The sequence below is a fragment of the Microbacterium sp. OR21 genome (assembly GCF_047306785.1).
In the GTDB taxonomy this organism is placed as follows: Bacteria; Actinomycetota; Actinomycetes; order Actinomycetales; family Microbacteriaceae; genus Microbacterium; species Microbacterium esteraromaticum_E.
In genome coordinates, this window is record NZ_JAZEXJ010000008.1 from 1 (window position 1) to 14,126 (window position 14,126).

General features: G+C 67.3%; 20 protein-coding genes. 11 read left to right on the top strand and 9 right to left on the bottom strand.

Features of this window, described 5'->3' with window-relative positions:
* A partial coding sequence (locus V2S04_RS14465; protein WP_236968437.1) for a helix-turn-helix domain-containing protein occupies positions 1-269 on the bottom strand: 269 nt, incomplete at its 3' end.
* A gap of 399 nt (positions 270-668) precedes the next feature.
* Here V2S04_RS14465 and V2S04_RS14470 point away from each other — a divergent pair.
* Complete coding sequence (locus tag V2S04_RS14470; RefSeq protein WP_171024331.1) at positions 669-965, top strand: hypothetical protein; 297 nt, start codon at positions 669-671, stop codon at positions 963-965.
* 271 nt (positions 966-1,236) lie between these two features.
* On the opposite strand, the gene V2S04_RS14475 is transcribed toward V2S04_RS14470, so the two are convergent.
* Together V2S04_RS14475 and V2S04_RS14480 are read right to left on the bottom strand one after the other, a co-directional pair.
* Positions 1,237-1,890, bottom strand: a complete 654-nt coding sequence (locus V2S04_RS14475; RefSeq protein WP_005055300.1) for a GNAT family N-acetyltransferase — start codon at positions 1,888-1,890, stop codon at positions 1,237-1,239.
* A 58-nt stretch (positions 1,891-1,948) separates the two neighbouring features.
* A protein-coding gene (locus tag V2S04_RS14480; RefSeq protein WP_241186004.1) for an IS5 family transposase occupies positions 1,949-2,792 on the bottom strand; the annotation gives its coding sequence in 2 pieces (ribosomal slippage) (positions 1,949-2,485 and positions 2,487-2,792; 843 coding nt in all).
* Positions 2,793-2,961: 169 nt separating this feature from the next.
* Between V2S04_RS14480 and V2S04_RS14485 the strand changes: the two genes are divergently transcribed.
* Positions 2,962-3,543 carry an ABC transporter permease gene (locus tag V2S04_RS14485; RefSeq protein ID WP_005052801.1) on the top strand — a complete coding sequence of 194 codons (582 nt, stop codon included), beginning with the start codon at positions 2,962-2,964 and terminating at the stop codon, positions 3,541-3,543.
* 22 nt (positions 3,544-3,565) lie between these two features.
* Here the strand turns inward: V2S04_RS14485 and V2S04_RS14490 are convergent, their stop codons facing one another.
* From V2S04_RS14490 to V2S04_RS14515, 6 genes are all read right to left on the bottom strand, one after another.
* On the bottom strand, positions 3,566-4,726 hold the full coding sequence (locus V2S04_RS14490; RefSeq protein ID WP_294947802.1) for an amidohydrolase family protein: 1,161 nt from the start codon (positions 4,724-4,726) through the stop codon (positions 3,566-3,568).
* Between the two features lie 54 nt (positions 4,727-4,780).
* Positions 4,781-5,686 carry a phosphodiesterase gene (locus V2S04_RS14495; RefSeq protein ID WP_005052799.1) on the bottom strand — a complete coding sequence of 302 codons (906 nt, stop codon included), beginning with the start codon at positions 5,684-5,686 and terminating at the stop codon, positions 4,781-4,783.
* A gap of 18 nt (positions 5,687-5,704) precedes the next feature.
* Positions 5,705-6,535, bottom strand: coding sequence for a tyrosine-protein phosphatase (locus tag V2S04_RS14500; protein ID WP_005052798.1), 831 nt, complete (start codon positions 6,533-6,535; stop codon positions 5,705-5,707).
* A complete protein-coding gene (locus V2S04_RS14505; RefSeq protein WP_005052797.1) occupies positions 6,532-7,365 on the bottom strand; it encodes an extracellular solute-binding protein in 834 nt (277 codons plus the stop codon). Before V2S04_RS14505 ends, V2S04_RS14500 begins: the two co-directional genes overlap by 4 nt.
* Before the next feature lie 102 nt (positions 7,366-7,467).
* Positions 7,468-8,058 carry an SIS domain-containing protein gene (locus V2S04_RS14510; protein WP_005052796.1) on the bottom strand — a complete coding sequence of 197 codons (591 nt, stop codon included), beginning with the start codon at positions 8,056-8,058 and terminating at the stop codon, positions 7,468-7,470.
* Positions 7,974-8,390 carry a MurR/RpiR family transcriptional regulator gene (locus tag V2S04_RS14515; protein WP_165801295.1) on the bottom strand — a complete coding sequence of 139 codons (417 nt, stop codon included), beginning with the start codon at positions 8,388-8,390 and terminating at the stop codon, positions 7,974-7,976. Before V2S04_RS14515 ends, V2S04_RS14510 begins: the two co-directional genes overlap by 85 nt.
* A 117-nt stretch (positions 8,391-8,507) precedes the next feature.
* Between V2S04_RS14515 and V2S04_RS14520 the strand changes: the two genes are divergently transcribed.
* The 9 genes from V2S04_RS14520 to V2S04_RS14560 all read left to right on the top strand — a co-directional run bounded on the left by V2S04_RS14520 (position 8,508) and on the right by V2S04_RS14560 (position 14,105).
* The gene (locus V2S04_RS14520) at positions 8,508-8,858 is read left to right on the top strand and encodes a hypothetical protein (RefSeq protein WP_005052795.1); all 351 of its coding nucleotides are present in this window, start codon (positions 8,508-8,510) and stop codon (positions 8,856-8,858) included.
* 480 nt (positions 8,859-9,338) lie between these two features.
* Positions 9,339-10,109 (top strand): hypothetical protein, encoded by a 771-nt coding sequence (locus V2S04_RS14525; RefSeq protein ID WP_413639090.1) that lies wholly within the window; start codon positions 9,339-9,341, stop codon positions 10,107-10,109.
* A gap of 11 nt (positions 10,110-10,120) precedes the next feature.
* Positions 10,121-10,570, top strand: a complete 450-nt coding sequence (locus V2S04_RS14530; RefSeq protein ID WP_062633397.1) for a hypothetical protein — start codon at positions 10,121-10,123, stop codon at positions 10,568-10,570.
* Between the two features lie 284 nt (positions 10,571-10,854).
* Entirely contained in the window at positions 10,855-11,316 is a 462-nt protein-coding gene (locus V2S04_RS14535) for a hypothetical protein (protein WP_005051901.1), read from the top strand.
* 11 nt (positions 11,317-11,327) lie between these two features.
* A complete protein-coding gene (locus tag V2S04_RS14540; RefSeq protein ID WP_005051902.1) occupies positions 11,328-12,605 on the top strand; it encodes a hypothetical protein in 1,278 nt (425 codons plus the stop codon).
* A 36-nt stretch (positions 12,606-12,641) separates the two neighbouring features.
* Positions 12,642-12,884, top strand: a complete 243-nt coding sequence (locus V2S04_RS14545) for a hypothetical protein (protein ID WP_005051904.1) — start codon at positions 12,642-12,644, stop codon at positions 12,882-12,884.
* A gap of 164 nt (positions 12,885-13,048) precedes the next feature.
* The gene (locus V2S04_RS14550) at positions 13,049-13,348 is read left to right on the top strand and encodes a hypothetical protein (RefSeq protein ID WP_062633405.1); all 300 of its coding nucleotides are present in this window, start codon (positions 13,049-13,051) and stop codon (positions 13,346-13,348) included.
* A 47-nt stretch (positions 13,349-13,395) separates the two neighbouring features.
* Positions 13,396-13,617 carry a hypothetical protein gene (locus V2S04_RS14555; RefSeq protein WP_005052790.1) on the top strand — a complete coding sequence of 74 codons (222 nt, stop codon included), beginning with the start codon at positions 13,396-13,398 and terminating at the stop codon, positions 13,615-13,617.
* Between the two features lie 71 nt (positions 13,618-13,688).
* On the top strand, positions 13,689-14,105 hold the full coding sequence (locus V2S04_RS14560) for a hypothetical protein (RefSeq protein ID WP_043341034.1): 417 nt from the start codon (positions 13,689-13,691) through the stop codon (positions 14,103-14,105).
* The last annotated feature ends 21 nt before the right edge of the window (positions 14,106-14,126 follow it).

Here is a 14,126-nt window from a genome sequence, read left to right on the forward strand (position 1 = left end):
GATTCCAACGCGATGTGCAGCACCGTGTCCGTACTGACTTTGAGTCGGTAGACCGCTCGCTCAAGCCGCAACCGGCGCAGGTGCGCTTTCGGGTTCTCACCCACGACCGCACGGAAGACGCGGTGAAAGTGATGCGGCGAAAGACCAGCGACCGCCGCGATCTCGGCGAGGGTCACCGGCTCCTCGAGACGCTCCTCCATCCAGTGAAGTGCCCGGCTCACACGTTCCGCATGCCGCTGAGCGGTGAGTGGAAGGACGACTGAGGACACGCTTCGAATCTACGAGCGCCGGTCAGTCGGCGTCTCGACGTTTTTTGCGAATCCCACCGAAGCGACTCGCCCCAATGCCCCGAAAGGTCCATATGGACATCGCGTAGACATCTCCCCTGCGAAATGGACAACTCGGAGCGTGACATCTGTAGGAACCGGCTGACGATGAACTGCTGTCGGTCGTCAGAACTGGTCTGCGAGCGCCCTCCGCTGCGCATCCCAATCGAAGTCCTCCAACGTTTTGCGAGCCGGTAACCCGGCGGCCTTGATCCGCAGCTCTGCGCCCGAAGCGTTGCGCGCCGTGGTCTTCCGCGTGAAGGAGCCTGAGTGGGACACTTCTTCTGAGGGCCACCTGTAGGGATCGCTTTGGGGTCGTCGACCGCGCATGAAGGGAGAACCGTGATGACTGGGGATGAAGTGTTCGACACGATCGCTCACGAGATGACTGCGCTTGACGGTGTGTCACGGAACCACCGCGGCAGTCTCATCGTCTCGGGAAGCAGCAGTGGCGCCGTGCGCGCCATGACCAGCGGCGGGCAGGTGGTGGTGAAGCTTGACCCAATGCGCACGGCGGCTCTCGTTGACGCCGGCGTCGGGACACACTACAAGGGTCAGAAGAACGCGTGGCTCCAGCTTCCGGCCGACCTCGACTTTGATCACGTGCGCGGTCTCATCCTCGAGGCGCTGACTGCATGAGAAACCCTTCTTGATTGATGGTCCTGTCCCCTGGTGTGGTGGAGGATCCGGCCGGGTTGTCTTCGTCGTAGACGTTGGTGAGCCATCGTGGTGATAGTCAGTGAGGGCTCGTCGGATCTGATCGACGCGGGAAGCGACCGTGTGGATCGTTGCCGCTCCGCACGATCTCACCACGGAGCGCACCGCCCGCCGCAACTGGACCCGCCCGACGACGCTCGCCACCTGGCCGGGGAGGTCGACCTGAAGGTTCCCAAATACCCGGGGGCGTGACTCACGCCTCGAGGTTCTCGGTCCCGACGAACGCGTTGTGACGCCAATAGATGTTGTCCCGGAAGTGCGCAAACCCGACGCTTTCGTACGACGCAGCGACCTTCTTTCGGGAGCGCCGAAACTCGATCTCGGACAGGTGCTCCCACGGCACCGGTTGCGCGCGGAGAACGATGAGAGTCTCCCTCCCCGTGCCGGTCACCGTCTCCACCAGCGTCGTGAGCAGACGTGGACCAAGGCGCTGACCCCGGTACGGTGGCTCCACAAAGACGCCCTCGACGATCACGAGCTGCGACACCTGCTCGCCAACCAGCGGATCGCGGGAGTCGAGCCACTCGAAGACGTTCTCATCACCGAGAATCGACTCGGTGATCTCGAATGCTTCGCCGCCTACTTGATCGAACACGTCAACGACGTCACCCACCCGGTCGAGGTCGACGGTGTACGCAGTAGCGCGCGCGATGACACGACGCTCCGGCTCCCCCTCGTCGTCGTCATCGAAGATGTACAACGTCGCGTCAGCGGAGATCTTCGCGACGCCCGACGGCAACTCCGTCCAGTTCACGGAGTCCGGTACTCCGACCAGTGGCCGCGTGACCTTCACAATGCACTCAATATCCGTGAGGTCCACGTCAAGTCGCGCAACAACAGCAGACATACTCACCCCTTCAACAACGGATACGCGGCAACGGCATCGTGCCGACAATACCCGGGCGCTAGGGCGTGTCTCTTAAAGCCTTGAGCCAGATGGTGATGGCGCGTAGGACGACGCCGCCGCGATAGGTCAGGGCGAGTTTGTCGTAGCGGGTGGCCAAGGCGCGCCATTGCTTGAAGATGTTGAATCCGCGCTCGACGACGTTGCGGCGCTTGTAGGCCTCGGTGTCGTAGGTGACCGGGCGACCACCCTTGGCGCCGCGGCGCTTGCGGTTGGCGATCTGATCATCGCGTTCGGGGATGACGGCCTGGATGCCGCGCCGGCGCAACAGCTTGCGGTTGGCCCGGGAAGAGTAAGCCTTGTCACCCAGCGCCCGGTCGGGCCTGGTGCGTGGCCGGCCCCCACCCAGGCGCGGTACCCGCAGGGCGTTCATCACGTGCTCGAACATCGGGGAGTCCCCGCCCTGCCCGGGCCCGAGCAGCATCACCAGCGGCCGCATGTTCCCGTCGCACAGGTGGTGGATCTTCGTCGACAGGCCGCCGCGGGAGCGGCCGATGGCGTGATCAGGCGGCTCGATGCGCAGATTCGTGTAATTCGTCAGGTCCCCCTGTGTCCCGGGGCAGGTTGGTGGCGTGCTGATGGGCGCGGTTGATCGTGGAGTCCACCGAGACTTCCCAGTCGATCAGCCCGGCGGCGTCGGCATGGGCCAGCAGGACGCTGTGGATCTTGTCCCACGTCCCATCACCGCTGAAGCGGCGGTGCCGCTTCCACACCGTCTGCCACGGCCCGAAGCACCCGGGTAAGTCCCGCCACGCGATCCCGGTCCGGTAGCGATAGATGATGCCCTCCACCACGGTGCGATGATCGGCGAACGGCCGACCACGACGCCCCTGCGAGGACGGCATCAACGGAGCAATCAGCTCCCACTGCGCATCAGTCAGCAACTCCGTTCGAGACACACACCGAGCGTTCCAGCGACCAGCCCAAACCTTTGGGAGACACGCCCTAGTCGCTTTCCAGGAGAACTGGCTCTTCGCGCGGATGGCGAGCGACGTCTTGCCGAGTCTTTCCAGGATGATGATCGGGTTCATCGGCGCTGTGGTCATCGGCGTGGTCGTGGGGTTCGTTCTCGGTCAGGCGCACCGCCTCCAGGCGATGTTCGCACCCGTGCTCGAGTTCCTGCGCGCGATCCCTGCGGTCGCGTTGATTCCCCTCGTCATCATCGTGCTGGGCCTCGACGACACCGCGAAGGTGATTCTGATCACCTTCATCTGCCTCTGGCCCGTGCTCCTCAATACCGAAGCTGCAATCAGAGGAATGGACCCCGGACTGCGCGAGACCGCCCGGGTGTACGGCATCCACTGGTTCCGCTACGAGTTGCAGGTCGCACTTCCCGCGGCAGCTCCGCAGATCTTTGCCGGAATGCGCACGAGTCTTTCGCTCGCGCTCATCATGGTCGTCGTGAGCGAGATGATGGCGGGAGGCAACGGGATCGGCGTCTTCGTTCTTCAGTCGCAGAGGTCGTTCGCGATCACGGACATGTGGTCGGGCATCGTGCTCATCGGGATCTTCGGGTACGTGTTCAACCTGCTGCTCATCGTCGTCGAGAACCGGGTGCTCGCGTGGCACCACGGCGCGAACACCGCCGTGGAGTGACACCGCGGTCGAGAGGACGCCCTCACACCTCGATGCCGCCGCACCACACACGCAGAACGCGACGCGCGGCAGCGATGTCGGTGAGCGGATCGCCGTCCACCAGCACGAGGTCGGCTCGCAATCCGGGGGTGATCGCCCCCCGATCGTCGAGTGAGAACGCGTGCGCGGCCGTCGAGGTGGCAGCGCGCAGCGCTTCGGCTGTTGACAGGCCGGCGTCCACGAGCAGAGCGAGTTCGTCGTGCATGCTCTCGCCGTATGGCGGCATTGCCCGTTCGAGGAGCCCGATGTAGGCGTCTTCGTCGTGCATGCTCTCGCCGTATGGCGGCGATGCCCGTGTGAAGGTGTTGGCGTCGGTGCCGGCCAGGACCGGAACGCCCGCGGCATGCATCGCGCGCGTGCTCTCGTGGGCGTGTGCATAGCTCACACCGGGAACGCCCGCTGCGGTGAGATTCGCGGCGACGCCTTTCATCATCGTCAAGGTCGGGATGAACACCGTGCCCTGGGCGAGCATCGTCTCAGCCGTCGCATCGTCGAGCGCGCGGTCGAGTGGAGCATGGGTGATCATGTCGGCCCCCGCAGCGAGGCTCATACGCACAGCTTCGTACAGGGCTGCGTGCGCGATGACCTTGAGCCCCCGCGCGTGCGCAGCAGCCACGAGTGCATCGAGCACGTCCTGGGTGGGACCGGGCAGATCGGCGATGATCTTGATGTAATCCACCCCGTCTGCCACCTGCACCTCGACGAACCGCTCCGCCTTGTCGGGGGAATCGACCAGCGCGACGTCCGGATAGGTCGGAATGCGGCTGTGCGTGCTGCCCTGAGATGTCGCCGCCATGCCGGCGGTGCGGAAGTCAGCGACTCCCCTCAGTCCCCGCAACGACTGGAACTGTGATGCGGGCCATGTCGCCATGTCCAGGCCGGTGGTGACACCGTACGTGGCGAGCGTCTCGAGGGACTCGCGCCCCTTCAGGTGCATGTGACAGTCGATCAGGCCAGGAAGGAGCACCGTACCTTCCGCGTTGACGACAGCGGCACCGACGACGACCGCATCCGCTGATACGTCACCGATGCGCCCGTCGGGCTGGACGACGACCGTCGTGGGGGCGCTCAGACTGTGTCCGTCGAAGACCCTGGTGTTCGTGATCGCGGTCGCAGAGACTGCGCCGAGCGTGGAATCCGTCATGAACTGCTCCGTTCGAGGAGATGTAGATACGAGACATTATTGTTCACGGGCTGACTACTCTCCCGCCGACGCGTTGACGGCGGCGAGCTGCTCGTCGGGGGTCATGTTCATGAACGCCTCGAGCATCTCGGGAGTCATCTCGTAGACGGTCGGGAACTGCCCGATCGGCACGACGGAGTGCAGCACCCGGTCGCCGTAGACGTGCACGAGGTTGTAGGACTGGCCGCCGTCCTGGCCGCGGGCACCGGGGTAGGCGACGGCGAGGTCCTGCGTGTAGCAGGTCGCCGACGCGACCGACACGGGCACGCCCGCGAACGTGCTGGTGGTCGAGTAGTGCAGGTGACCGCCCAGGATGCCGCGCACGTCGGTGCCCCGGATGACCTCGGCGAGGCGCTCCTGGTCGCGCAGCTCGACCAGGGCGATGAGCCCGATCGGGCTCGGCACGGGCGGGTGGTGCAGCGCGATGAGGGTGCCGTCGGGCGCGGGGACTTCGAGCTCGCGGCGCAGCCACGCCAACTGCTCGTCGCTGATCTCGCCGTGGTGCTGCCCGGGCACCGTCGAGTCGAGCGCGATGATGCGCAGACCGTTGACGTCGTAGACGCGGTCGACGGGCTCGGACTGGTCGGCCTCCTCGTCGAGCAGGCCGCGGCGGAACGCGACGCGCTCGTCGTGATTGCCCATCACCCAGATCACCTGGGCACCGAGCTTCTCGGCGGCGGGCTCGACGATGGCCCGCAGGCGCTCGTAGGCGTCGGGGCGGCCGGTGTCGGCGAGGTCGCCGGTGAACACGATCGCTTCGGGGCGGGCGTTGGCCTTGGTGAAGCCGTCGAACAGCTCTGCGAGGTTCTTGTCACTGTCGATGCGCTCGTGCAGCAGGTCGCCGTCGCCCACGAAGTGGGTGTCAGAGACATGCAGGATGAAGTGCTCGGGAGCGGGATGCTGGCTCGCGATGTGCGACATGGTGTGTGTTCCTTCCGATCAGACCGCGGTGGCGGCGGGGTCGATGATCACGGCGGTGAGACGCTCGAGCTCGGTGGGGGTGAGTCCGTGGGCGAGGAGGTAGGCGCTGATCGACCCGTGCTCGCGGTCGATGCGCTCGAGCAGCGCCTCGAGCACCTCGGCGGGGCTCTCGGTGATGAGTTCGACCATTCCCGCGGTCAGTTCGATGCCGCGCTGTTCGAAGACGGCGGTCATCGCGTCTGACCACTCGCCGCGCAGGTTCTCGGCGGTGGCGGCGTAGTCGGCCACGACGTCGTCGCGGTCGACCCCGGCGGCGGCGAGCGCGAAGGCCACGACGAGACCGGTGCGGTCTTTGCCGGCGGTGCAGTGCACGAGCACCGCGTCGTCGTCGTCAGCCGCGATGATCACCCGGATCGCGTCGACCAGCTGCGCCCCGCGCTCGTCGACGATGTGGTCGTAGACGGGCACGAGTCCGACGTGCGTGGTGGCCTGCGCGGCCGGGTCGGCGTCGTCGAACACGGGCAGGTGGTGCACGGTGACCTCGAGCCCGTCGACCGCGCTCGGCGCTGTGGCGCGCTCGTCGCCGCCGCGCAGGTCGATGATGTGGGCGACGCCGATCTCGGCCAGCCGGTCGCGACCGGTCGCGTCGATGCGGTGCAGAGCATCTGACCGCAGCAGCTTGCCCCACCGGCTGGTGCCGCCGGCTGCACGGTAGCCGCCGGTGTCGCGCAGGTTGTAGAGGCCGGCCACGGCGTGGCGACGCTCACGAGGCGCCGCGGTCGCGGCATCCGGCGACGAAGCGGCCGCGGCATCCGTCGCCGAAGGCGTCAGGTCGAGGTCGATGGTCATTCGATCAGCCCCTGCGCGCGCTCGGCGGCCTCGGTCATAGTGGCGGCCGGGTCGGCGCCGTAGAAGACCGCGTCTTCGATGGCGGTGGCGAGCACCTGGTCGACCTGGGCGTAGCTGTCGCCGGGGTACGACACCCACGGCTCGAGCGCGTCGAGCTGCTCGAGGTTGGGCTTCACGAGCGGGTTGGCTTCGACCCAGTCATAGAGCGGTCCGCCCTCGTCGGCCATGCTGCTGCGCAGCGGTAGGTACCCGATCTGGGTCGAGATGATCTCGTAGGCGCGGGGGCTGGTCATGAACTGCATGAGCTCCCACGCGGCGGCCTGCTTGGCGGGGTCGGTGGCGAACATCGCGAGGAACGAGCCCGAGTTGGTGGGCACGACCGCCTGGTCTCCGAACGCGGGCAGGGTGTGAGCGTCGAGGGTCCAGCCACCGGCCTCGGCGCCCATCATGAACGCGCCCTGCAGGGCCGAGCTGTTGACGTGGATCGCGGTCTTCCCCTGCGCGAACGCCTCGTACTGGCTGGTGAAGTCCTCGTTGGTGAGCACGCCGTCCTCGTACATCTCGGTGAAGGTCGCGACCGTATCGATCGCGGCGTCCGAGCCGAACTCGATCGTCGTGCGGTCATCGCTCAGCACCTGGGCGCCGTTCGAGAGGAAGAGGCCCTGCATGCACCAGCTGCCGCCGGTGATCACGCACGACGCGCTCATCGAGGGGGCACCGGTGGACTCGGTGATCTGCGCGGCGGCGTCTTCGATGATCAGGTCGATATCACTGACGGCGGCGGTGCTCTTGAAGGAGCGACCGACACCAGAGAGCTGGATCGTTCCCATGAGTCGCCTTCTGCAAGCGACCTGACGAACCGGGGCCTTCCCGCGAAATCCGCTTGCAGAGCTATTGCAATCGAGGAAAGTGAATTTCCTGCAAACGGAGTGTCAACGCCCATCGCCGTGGTCGATAACGTCTGGCACGTCGGATGCCTCGGCGTCGGAGCCGTCGTCGGCGACGATGTCGAGCACCTCTTCGCGCACCGCGAGGCGCGCGCGGTCGGCGGCGTCGCTCATGCGGTCGGCGACGGCGATCTGCAGGGCGTTGAGCACGAGCAGCTGTACGAGCCCGCTGCCGAGAATGCCTTGATCCCACGCCTGGAAGCGCGCACCGGCGACGAGCAGGTGGTCGGCGCGGGTGGTGAGCGGGGTACGGGCGAAGCTCGTGACCCCGATCACGGTGGCGCCGGCGTCGACGGCGGCGTCCGCAACCGCGAGGGTCACCGAGTTGGCGCCACTCGAGCTGACGATGAGGCACACATCACCGGGGGCGAGCACGCGGGCGGTGAGGTGGGCGACCACGCCGTCAGCGGGCGCTTCGCAGGGCCGGCCGTTGACGGCGAACGCGACGGCCGACGCCTGGGCGGCGGCGTGCGAGGCGCCGGTGCCCGAGATCAGCAGGCGCGGCGCGCGGGCGATGGCGTCGGCAGCGGCGTCGAACGCGACCGGGTCGATCGAGGCGAGCGCGGTCTGCAGCATCCCACCCGCCCCTCGGCCAGCCACCGCAGAAAGCCCTCGGTGCCGGCGGGTGCGTCGGGCGCGGCGGTGGCGTCGGCGGCGAGGTCACGCACGAGCAGCATGCGCAGGTGCTGAAAGCTGCGCAGCCCCAGCGCCTGGGCGGTGCGGCTGACGGTGGCCGGCGACGTGTTGGCGGCTTCGGCGAGGTCGGCGCCCGACATGTCGACCACGTCGTGGGGTCGCTCGGCGCAGATGCGGGCGACGCGCTGCGCGCTCGGTACGAGCGACGGCAGGATCGAGAGGATGTGGTCGATGGTTCCGCCGAGCGGCGGCTCGTTGAGGGGCGAGTTCATGTAGCCGGTGATCACCTTTCGGGTTCGCCGCACATCGTATGGGCGCAATGCGACCACGACCCCAACCATAGGTGAACGCAGCGTTCATCGCCTCCGCTATCCGCGAAAGGCAATTTCATGACCTCCCTGCGTCCGCTCGAGCTCCCGAACAGTGCCATGCCCGCAAGGAAGTCGGCCAAGGGTGACTCGACCGAAGACGCCCACCTCGAGCGCCGCGATGGCGCCTACGATGACCGTCCGTGCGAGCCAGAGCCACGTGATCTGTCGATCCCGGCGGTCAAGCGCTCGAACGTTCCGCACGTCGATGTTCCGCTGGCGGGGGCGCCGGGGCAGCAGACACCGGTAACCAACGACGCGAAGAAGCCTGCCACGACGATGACGCCCGCAGCGCGGAACCAGAGGGCGGGGGCGACGCGCGAAACTGATCCTGCTCATGGCCCGATCAGACCGATGGCCACTCAGACGTGAAAGGGGAGACATCGCGTAGCCGCGATCCAGCAGAGAAGCTGAGGCGCTGTGAAACCGCCGCCCACATGATCGCGACGGTCGGCCGGCGTCCGAAATGTCCATATGGACATCGCGTGGACATTTCAACTGCGAAATGGACATTTCAGAAAGATCCCTACAAGATCGACGCTTGACCCGCACGCAGAAACCCCCTACTCTGTGAATGTCACATTCACTACTAACTGAGTAGAGGGAGACCCCACAGACCCACAGCCAGGGGAACCGCGCAACGCCGTTCCCCTCCCAGGGACAGGCGCCACACCGCAGCCTGACGAGCGCTCGCCGCGCTCTTCGCTCCGTCCCTCACGGCGACCGCCGTCCTCCCAACCAGGTCGCCGCCGCGGGGGCGGCTCCGTGACATAGCCGCCCCCGCACCTTCCCCTTCATGTCCGCGAAGAGAACGATCCGCGGCCTATACCCACAGACGCATCGGAGGATCCCATGGACAGCATCGACACCACCGCACCGGCAGACTGGCACGACTTCTACGTCGACCCCTTCCCCGGCCGCAAGGGCTCCGAGCGGATCACCGACACCTGCGGCAAGTGCATCGGCACCGGCCTGTACACCGGGCCCACCCACTTCACCGATGGCCACGGTCGCCCGATCTGCTTCGACTGCCACGGCACCGGCACTCGCAGCCGGCTCGTCAGCAGCGCTCGCGCCACCGCCCGCGCCCACGCGAAGGCGCACGCCGAGCACATCGACACGACGCGCGCGATCACCGCCCGTCGCGCTGCCTTCGAGGCCGAGCACCCCGGCCTGCGCGACCAGCTCACCGAAGCTCATCTGAGCATCCGGGAGGGCAACCCGCTGCGCGAGAAGATCGGCTACCTCCTCGACTCGCTCGAGGACTCCACCGGCACCCTCGACGCCGATGAGGTCCGCACTGCCCACGAGCTGCTCGAGCAGCTCGAGCTCGAGCTGGCCGCGCGCCGCCCGGTCCCCACGGGACGCACCCTCATCCAGGGTGAGATCCTCGCGACCAAGACCACCGACACTCAGTGGGGAATCACCGTCAAGATCCTCGTCCAGGGCGAGGGCTGGCGCGTGTGGGGCACCAAGCCCTCCGAGATCTCCTCCGCGACGCGCGGCGACGTCGTCGCGTTCACCGCCACCGTCTCCGCCTCGGACGACGACGACAGCTTCGGCTTCTACTCCCGGCCCACCAAGGCGCACATCATCGCCGTAGGCATCCGCCGCACCGCATGAACGAGCGCCTCATGAACAGCCGCACCAGCCTGACGATCTACCCCGCCCACGACGAGCGGTCTCTGCATCCGCCGGCGCCGATACTCGTCGACGAGCACTACTTCGTCCGCTCCGGGCTCGAGCAGCTCCCCGCCCGCCTCATCGGGTTCAGTCCTGCCGGCGCGATCGCCATCACGGCATGGGTCCACGACGTGTTCCGCTCCCCCGAGCTCGCACGCGATCTGTACCCGACCTTCATCATCGCCGGCCGCGTCCACGCCCACCCAATCCCTGCTGCCCGAGTCACCGTGCGCGAGCCCTCCGGCGTCGTCCAGGTCGTCATCACCGACCCGCGAGGCAAGCGATACCGCCCCTACCTCGGCGAAGACCGCGACGTCGCCGACCGCATCGCCGCCGCCTGGGGTTCCCACCGCGGCTACTCAGCCACCGTCGAGCAGATCACCCCGGCGGCTACCGCCTGACCACACGATCGGAGATCACCATGCGCTGCCTGATGTGCGAAGAGCCCACCACCATGTACATCCCATCCGACGACGTCGATGGCGTCGGACTGCACAGCTGCGGCGCGTGCGGCTTCGAGATCGAAGCGCCTCGTGATGAGCCCATGCGCACCGTGCCCGCCGACAGGCAGCGCTCTCGACTTTCGGCGACGACGACGACGACGACGGTTGCGAGAACGCTGCAACCTCTCTAGTATCAGTGAATGTCACATTCACTACTTTCTGATTGATTGAGGAGATCGCCCATGAGCGAATCGGCAGAGACCGTCACTGAGGATGTCGTCTACGTCGGGCGCAGGCAGGCGGGCAATGGCAAGCTCGCGCACTGGTACCGCACGCTCGTCGACGGCGAGATCTCCGACAAGGAGCTCGGCTCGTACAAGCCGTACACGTCGGCGCCGGTCGGCGCGATCATCACGATCACTCGCCCGATCGACGAGCCGAACTCGCTCTACACCCGCGGGCTGCATGCGCCACGGATCACGGGCGCCTATGCCGACCGCGCGGCCACCGACGAGTGGCGTGTGACCGATCAGGCCGAGGCGCAGCGCGACGCGAACGAGCGGCGCGTCAAGCGGGATCTCGACGGGCTGCCTGCCGAGTTCACCGCAGCACTGGACACCCTGGGCGCGCACTTCTCCCGCCTCAACTCTCCGCAACGGGCGGCGCTGTTGTCGCTCGTCACCGCGAAGCTCCTGCGCTACTGAGGCCGAACGTGATGTCCACCCTCGACCTGCTCGACGACAGCTTCCCGCACGGCACCCCGGACGGGTACCGCCGCGGATGCCGCACTGCAGCGTGCCCCGCGCTCATCCCCTGCCGCACCATCCACACCCGCTATGCCGGCGACTTCTCCTTCGCGAAGCTCATCGACGCCGGCACGCCCCTTGCGGAGATCCTCGAGCGCGACGCAGCCGCACGCGACCAGTCCCGGCAGCGTGACAAGATCGCCGCTCGAGAAGAGCGCCGGGCCGCGGCCGAAGCCACGCAGCCCCGCCGACCCAAGCAGGCCTCGAAGCGCACACCGACAGCACGGCCCGCCCGCCCGCCGAAGACGGCGCCGCTGAGGATCGCGACCCCGCGACCGACGTTGCTGAGGACGCGCACGCATCCTGGCTATCAGTGGATCGACAAGGCCCGCCTCGCGGCCGAGACGCTCCCCGTCGAGCGTGCCAGCACGTTCGCGGAGACGGTCGACGGCTACGAAGCAGCGCTGGATCGTCACGTCGACGAGCTCGCACAGTGGCGCAGCGACCACCGGGATCTGCGCGTCCAGCTGCGTTCCGCGGTCGAGACGCTCAAGACGGCCACCATCGCCGCCGGAAGCGGCCTATCGGTCGGCGGCGTGATCGAGCGTGCTCTGCAGGACGCCACCGCCAGGCATCAGGCAGCAGTCGACGAGCTCGCGAAGCATGATCGCCCGGCACCGCCGGCCAGGCCGCGGATGCCGCGGCCGCAGACCCCGCGGGCCCCTCGCGTCTCCCGACCGCGGCAGCTGCAGCCGCACGGCACCAACGCCTGCCGGGCGCGTGGCTGCGATCGACCGGAGTGCATCGAGGCGGGCCGCGAGTATCACCGGCAGTGGATGGCAAACCGGAAGGAACAGAGCATCCCGGCCGAACACCACGGGACCGCCTACGGCTACCAGCTCGGCTGCAAGGACCGAGATCAATGCCCTGCCGAGATCTCCTGCGCCGACGCATCGCTGACCGAAGAGCGACGCCGGCGGCGGGAAGCCGGCATCGCCCCGCAGGCCCCGCGCGTGCCCGCTGACCCCGTTCGCCGGCACGTCCGACAACTGATGGCCTCCGGCATGACCATCCTCGAGATCGCCGACCGAGCGCAGGCCTCCAAGACCGGCGTGAAAGTCCTTCTCTACGGCCGCTCCGGCGCTCGTAAGGGAGAGCTGCCGGGCGAGATCGAAGCAGCGAAGGCGCAGCGGCTCCTCGCGCTGCAGCCGACCGCCTCCGCTGCGCAGCTCGCACGTTCCGCCTGACATCGACAGCTCAACCGCCGCAAGAAGGCCCCGCCGTTGAACTGGTCGCAGCGGGTCACCATGCGGATGATCGCCGATGGCCGGTCCCCCTCCGGTGGCGCCAGCTACCTCGATACGACAGGCCTGGGGATTCCCGGTGGCACCATCCAGTCTCTCCGCAGGCGCGGTCTGATCGAGCGCTACTCATGGGTCGAACCCGGCTGGGTGCTCACGAAAGCCGGCGTCGATGCCATCAACAGTGGCGCGTGTGACGAACCCGACAGCAGCATCGACGACTAACCTCACCGATCTTCGCAACTCGGGTGTCCGCGAACAGCGCCAAGACCGGCCTATACCCAGCAAGAAGGGCCTGCGGCACAGTCAGGCACGGGGGTTCCCCTACCAGACTCGCAGGCGTATAGTCAGTGAATGTCACATTCACTATTTGATTGAGGAGACAGGCCATGACCATCACCCAGGCCGCAGCCCCCACGGGCACCGCGGTCACCATCGCAGGAACCGTCCGCACACCGCTCACCCTCGTCCGCCGACTCACCGACCGTCAGGCGCGCGTAGGGTTCCGCGTCGAGACCGACGCCGGCTCATACAACGTCCACGCCAACGGGATCCTCGCCGAGATGCTCCGGCTGACGACCCACCGCGGCGACCGTGTAATCGTCCACGGCCCGGCTGTCACGTTCAGCCACCCTGCCCAGACCATCCCCGACCTCGAGGCCGACAGCGTCGAGCTCGACCTCCGCTGACCCACGACGAGGATGGACACCACGACGCATCAGCAGGAGAGAACCCCATGACCCGCATCTTCCACGTCAACGGCAAGCCCGTCGACGTCACCGACGCCGCCGCGGTCCAGGCACTCACCGCGGACGAGTACGCCGACCTGCTCGCTCAGACCCTCAACGACACCGACGCGACCGACACCGAGATCGTCGGACTGCGCCAGGACCAGCCCGACGCCGGCACAGGGTTCATCATCACCAACCCGCCCAACGAGAGCGGGAGCGAGCGATGACCGAGCGCCGGAACAACACAGCCCATCGCCGCGGCGTTGGTGTCCGCAGCGCGGAGGCTCGACGATGCCCCGTGTGCGGACGCGGCGCCGCGCTGGTGAGCGTCACTCCCCGCCCGCTCACGCCAGAGGAGACGACCACCTACTGCCGGTGGGACGACTGCACCTATGCGCGGGTGGTGCCCTCTTCGAGTGATCTGTCGCGGCTGCGAGACGGCACACATGCGACTGCGAGAGCGATCGCCGACGCCGAGGCTCGCGGAAGGATCGACGACGCTGCGAATCAGGTGCTGATCGACCGCCTGTACCCGCCGCTCGATTCGACCGGTCAGCCGTGGCGGAGCGCGTTCGATCATGCGCGCCAGGAAGGGCACAGCGAGGCCGAGGCATACGACTTCGCAGACGAGTACGCGGCCTACGTGGAGGACCGGCAGTACGAGATCCGCGATCCTGACCTGCCGATCCCGTCCCCGAGCGAGTACACGCGATGACCGGGCGTGAGAGTAGTAGGG

Coding starts and splice junctions, on each gene's coding strand:
- V2S04_RS14475 (WP_005055300.1), bottom strand. CDS start 1,890: ATGTCTGCTGTTGTTGCGCGACTTGACGTGGACCTCACGGATATTGAG.
- V2S04_RS14485 (WP_005052801.1), top strand. CDS start 2,962: ATGATGATCGGGTTCATCGGCGCTGTGGTCATCGGCGTGGTCGTGGGG.
- V2S04_RS14490 (WP_294947802.1), bottom strand. CDS start 4,726: ATGACGGATTCCACGCTCGGCGCAGTCTCTGCGACCGCGATCACGAAC.
- V2S04_RS14495 (WP_005052799.1), bottom strand. CDS start 5,686: ATGTCGCACATCGCGAGCCAGCATCCCGCTCCCGAGCACTTCATCCTG.
- V2S04_RS14500 (WP_005052798.1), bottom strand. CDS start 6,535: ATGACCATCGACCTCGACCTGACGCCTTCGGCGACGGATGCCGCGGCC.
- V2S04_RS14505 (WP_005052797.1), bottom strand. CDS start 7,365: ATGGGAACGATCCAGCTCTCTGGTGTCGGTCGCTCCTTCAAGAGCACC.
- V2S04_RS14510 (WP_005052796.1), bottom strand. CDS start 8,058: ATGCTGCAGACCGCGCTCGCCTCGATCGACCCGGTCGCGTTCGACGCC.
- V2S04_RS14515 (WP_165801295.1), bottom strand. CDS start 8,390: ATGAACTCGCCCCTCAACGAGCCGCCGCTCGGCGGAACCATCGACCAC.
- V2S04_RS14520 (WP_005052795.1), top strand. CDS start 8,508: ATGACCTCCCTGCGTCCGCTCGAGCTCCCGAACAGTGCCATGCCCGCA.
- V2S04_RS14525 (WP_413639090.1), top strand. CDS start 9,339: ATGGACAGCATCGACACCACCGCACCGGCAGACTGGCACGACTTCTAC.
- V2S04_RS14530 (WP_062633397.1), top strand. CDS start 10,121: ATGAACAGCCGCACCAGCCTGACGATCTACCCCGCCCACGACGAGCGG.
- V2S04_RS14535 (WP_005051901.1), top strand. CDS start 10,855: ATGAGCGAATCGGCAGAGACCGTCACTGAGGATGTCGTCTACGTCGGG.
- V2S04_RS14540 (WP_005051902.1), top strand. CDS start 11,328: ATGTCCACCCTCGACCTGCTCGACGACAGCTTCCCGCACGGCACCCCG.
- V2S04_RS14550 (WP_062633405.1), top strand. CDS start 13,049: ATGACCATCACCCAGGCCGCAGCCCCCACGGGCACCGCGGTCACCATC.
- V2S04_RS14555 (WP_005052790.1), top strand. CDS start 13,396: ATGACCCGCATCTTCCACGTCAACGGCAAGCCCGTCGACGTCACCGAC.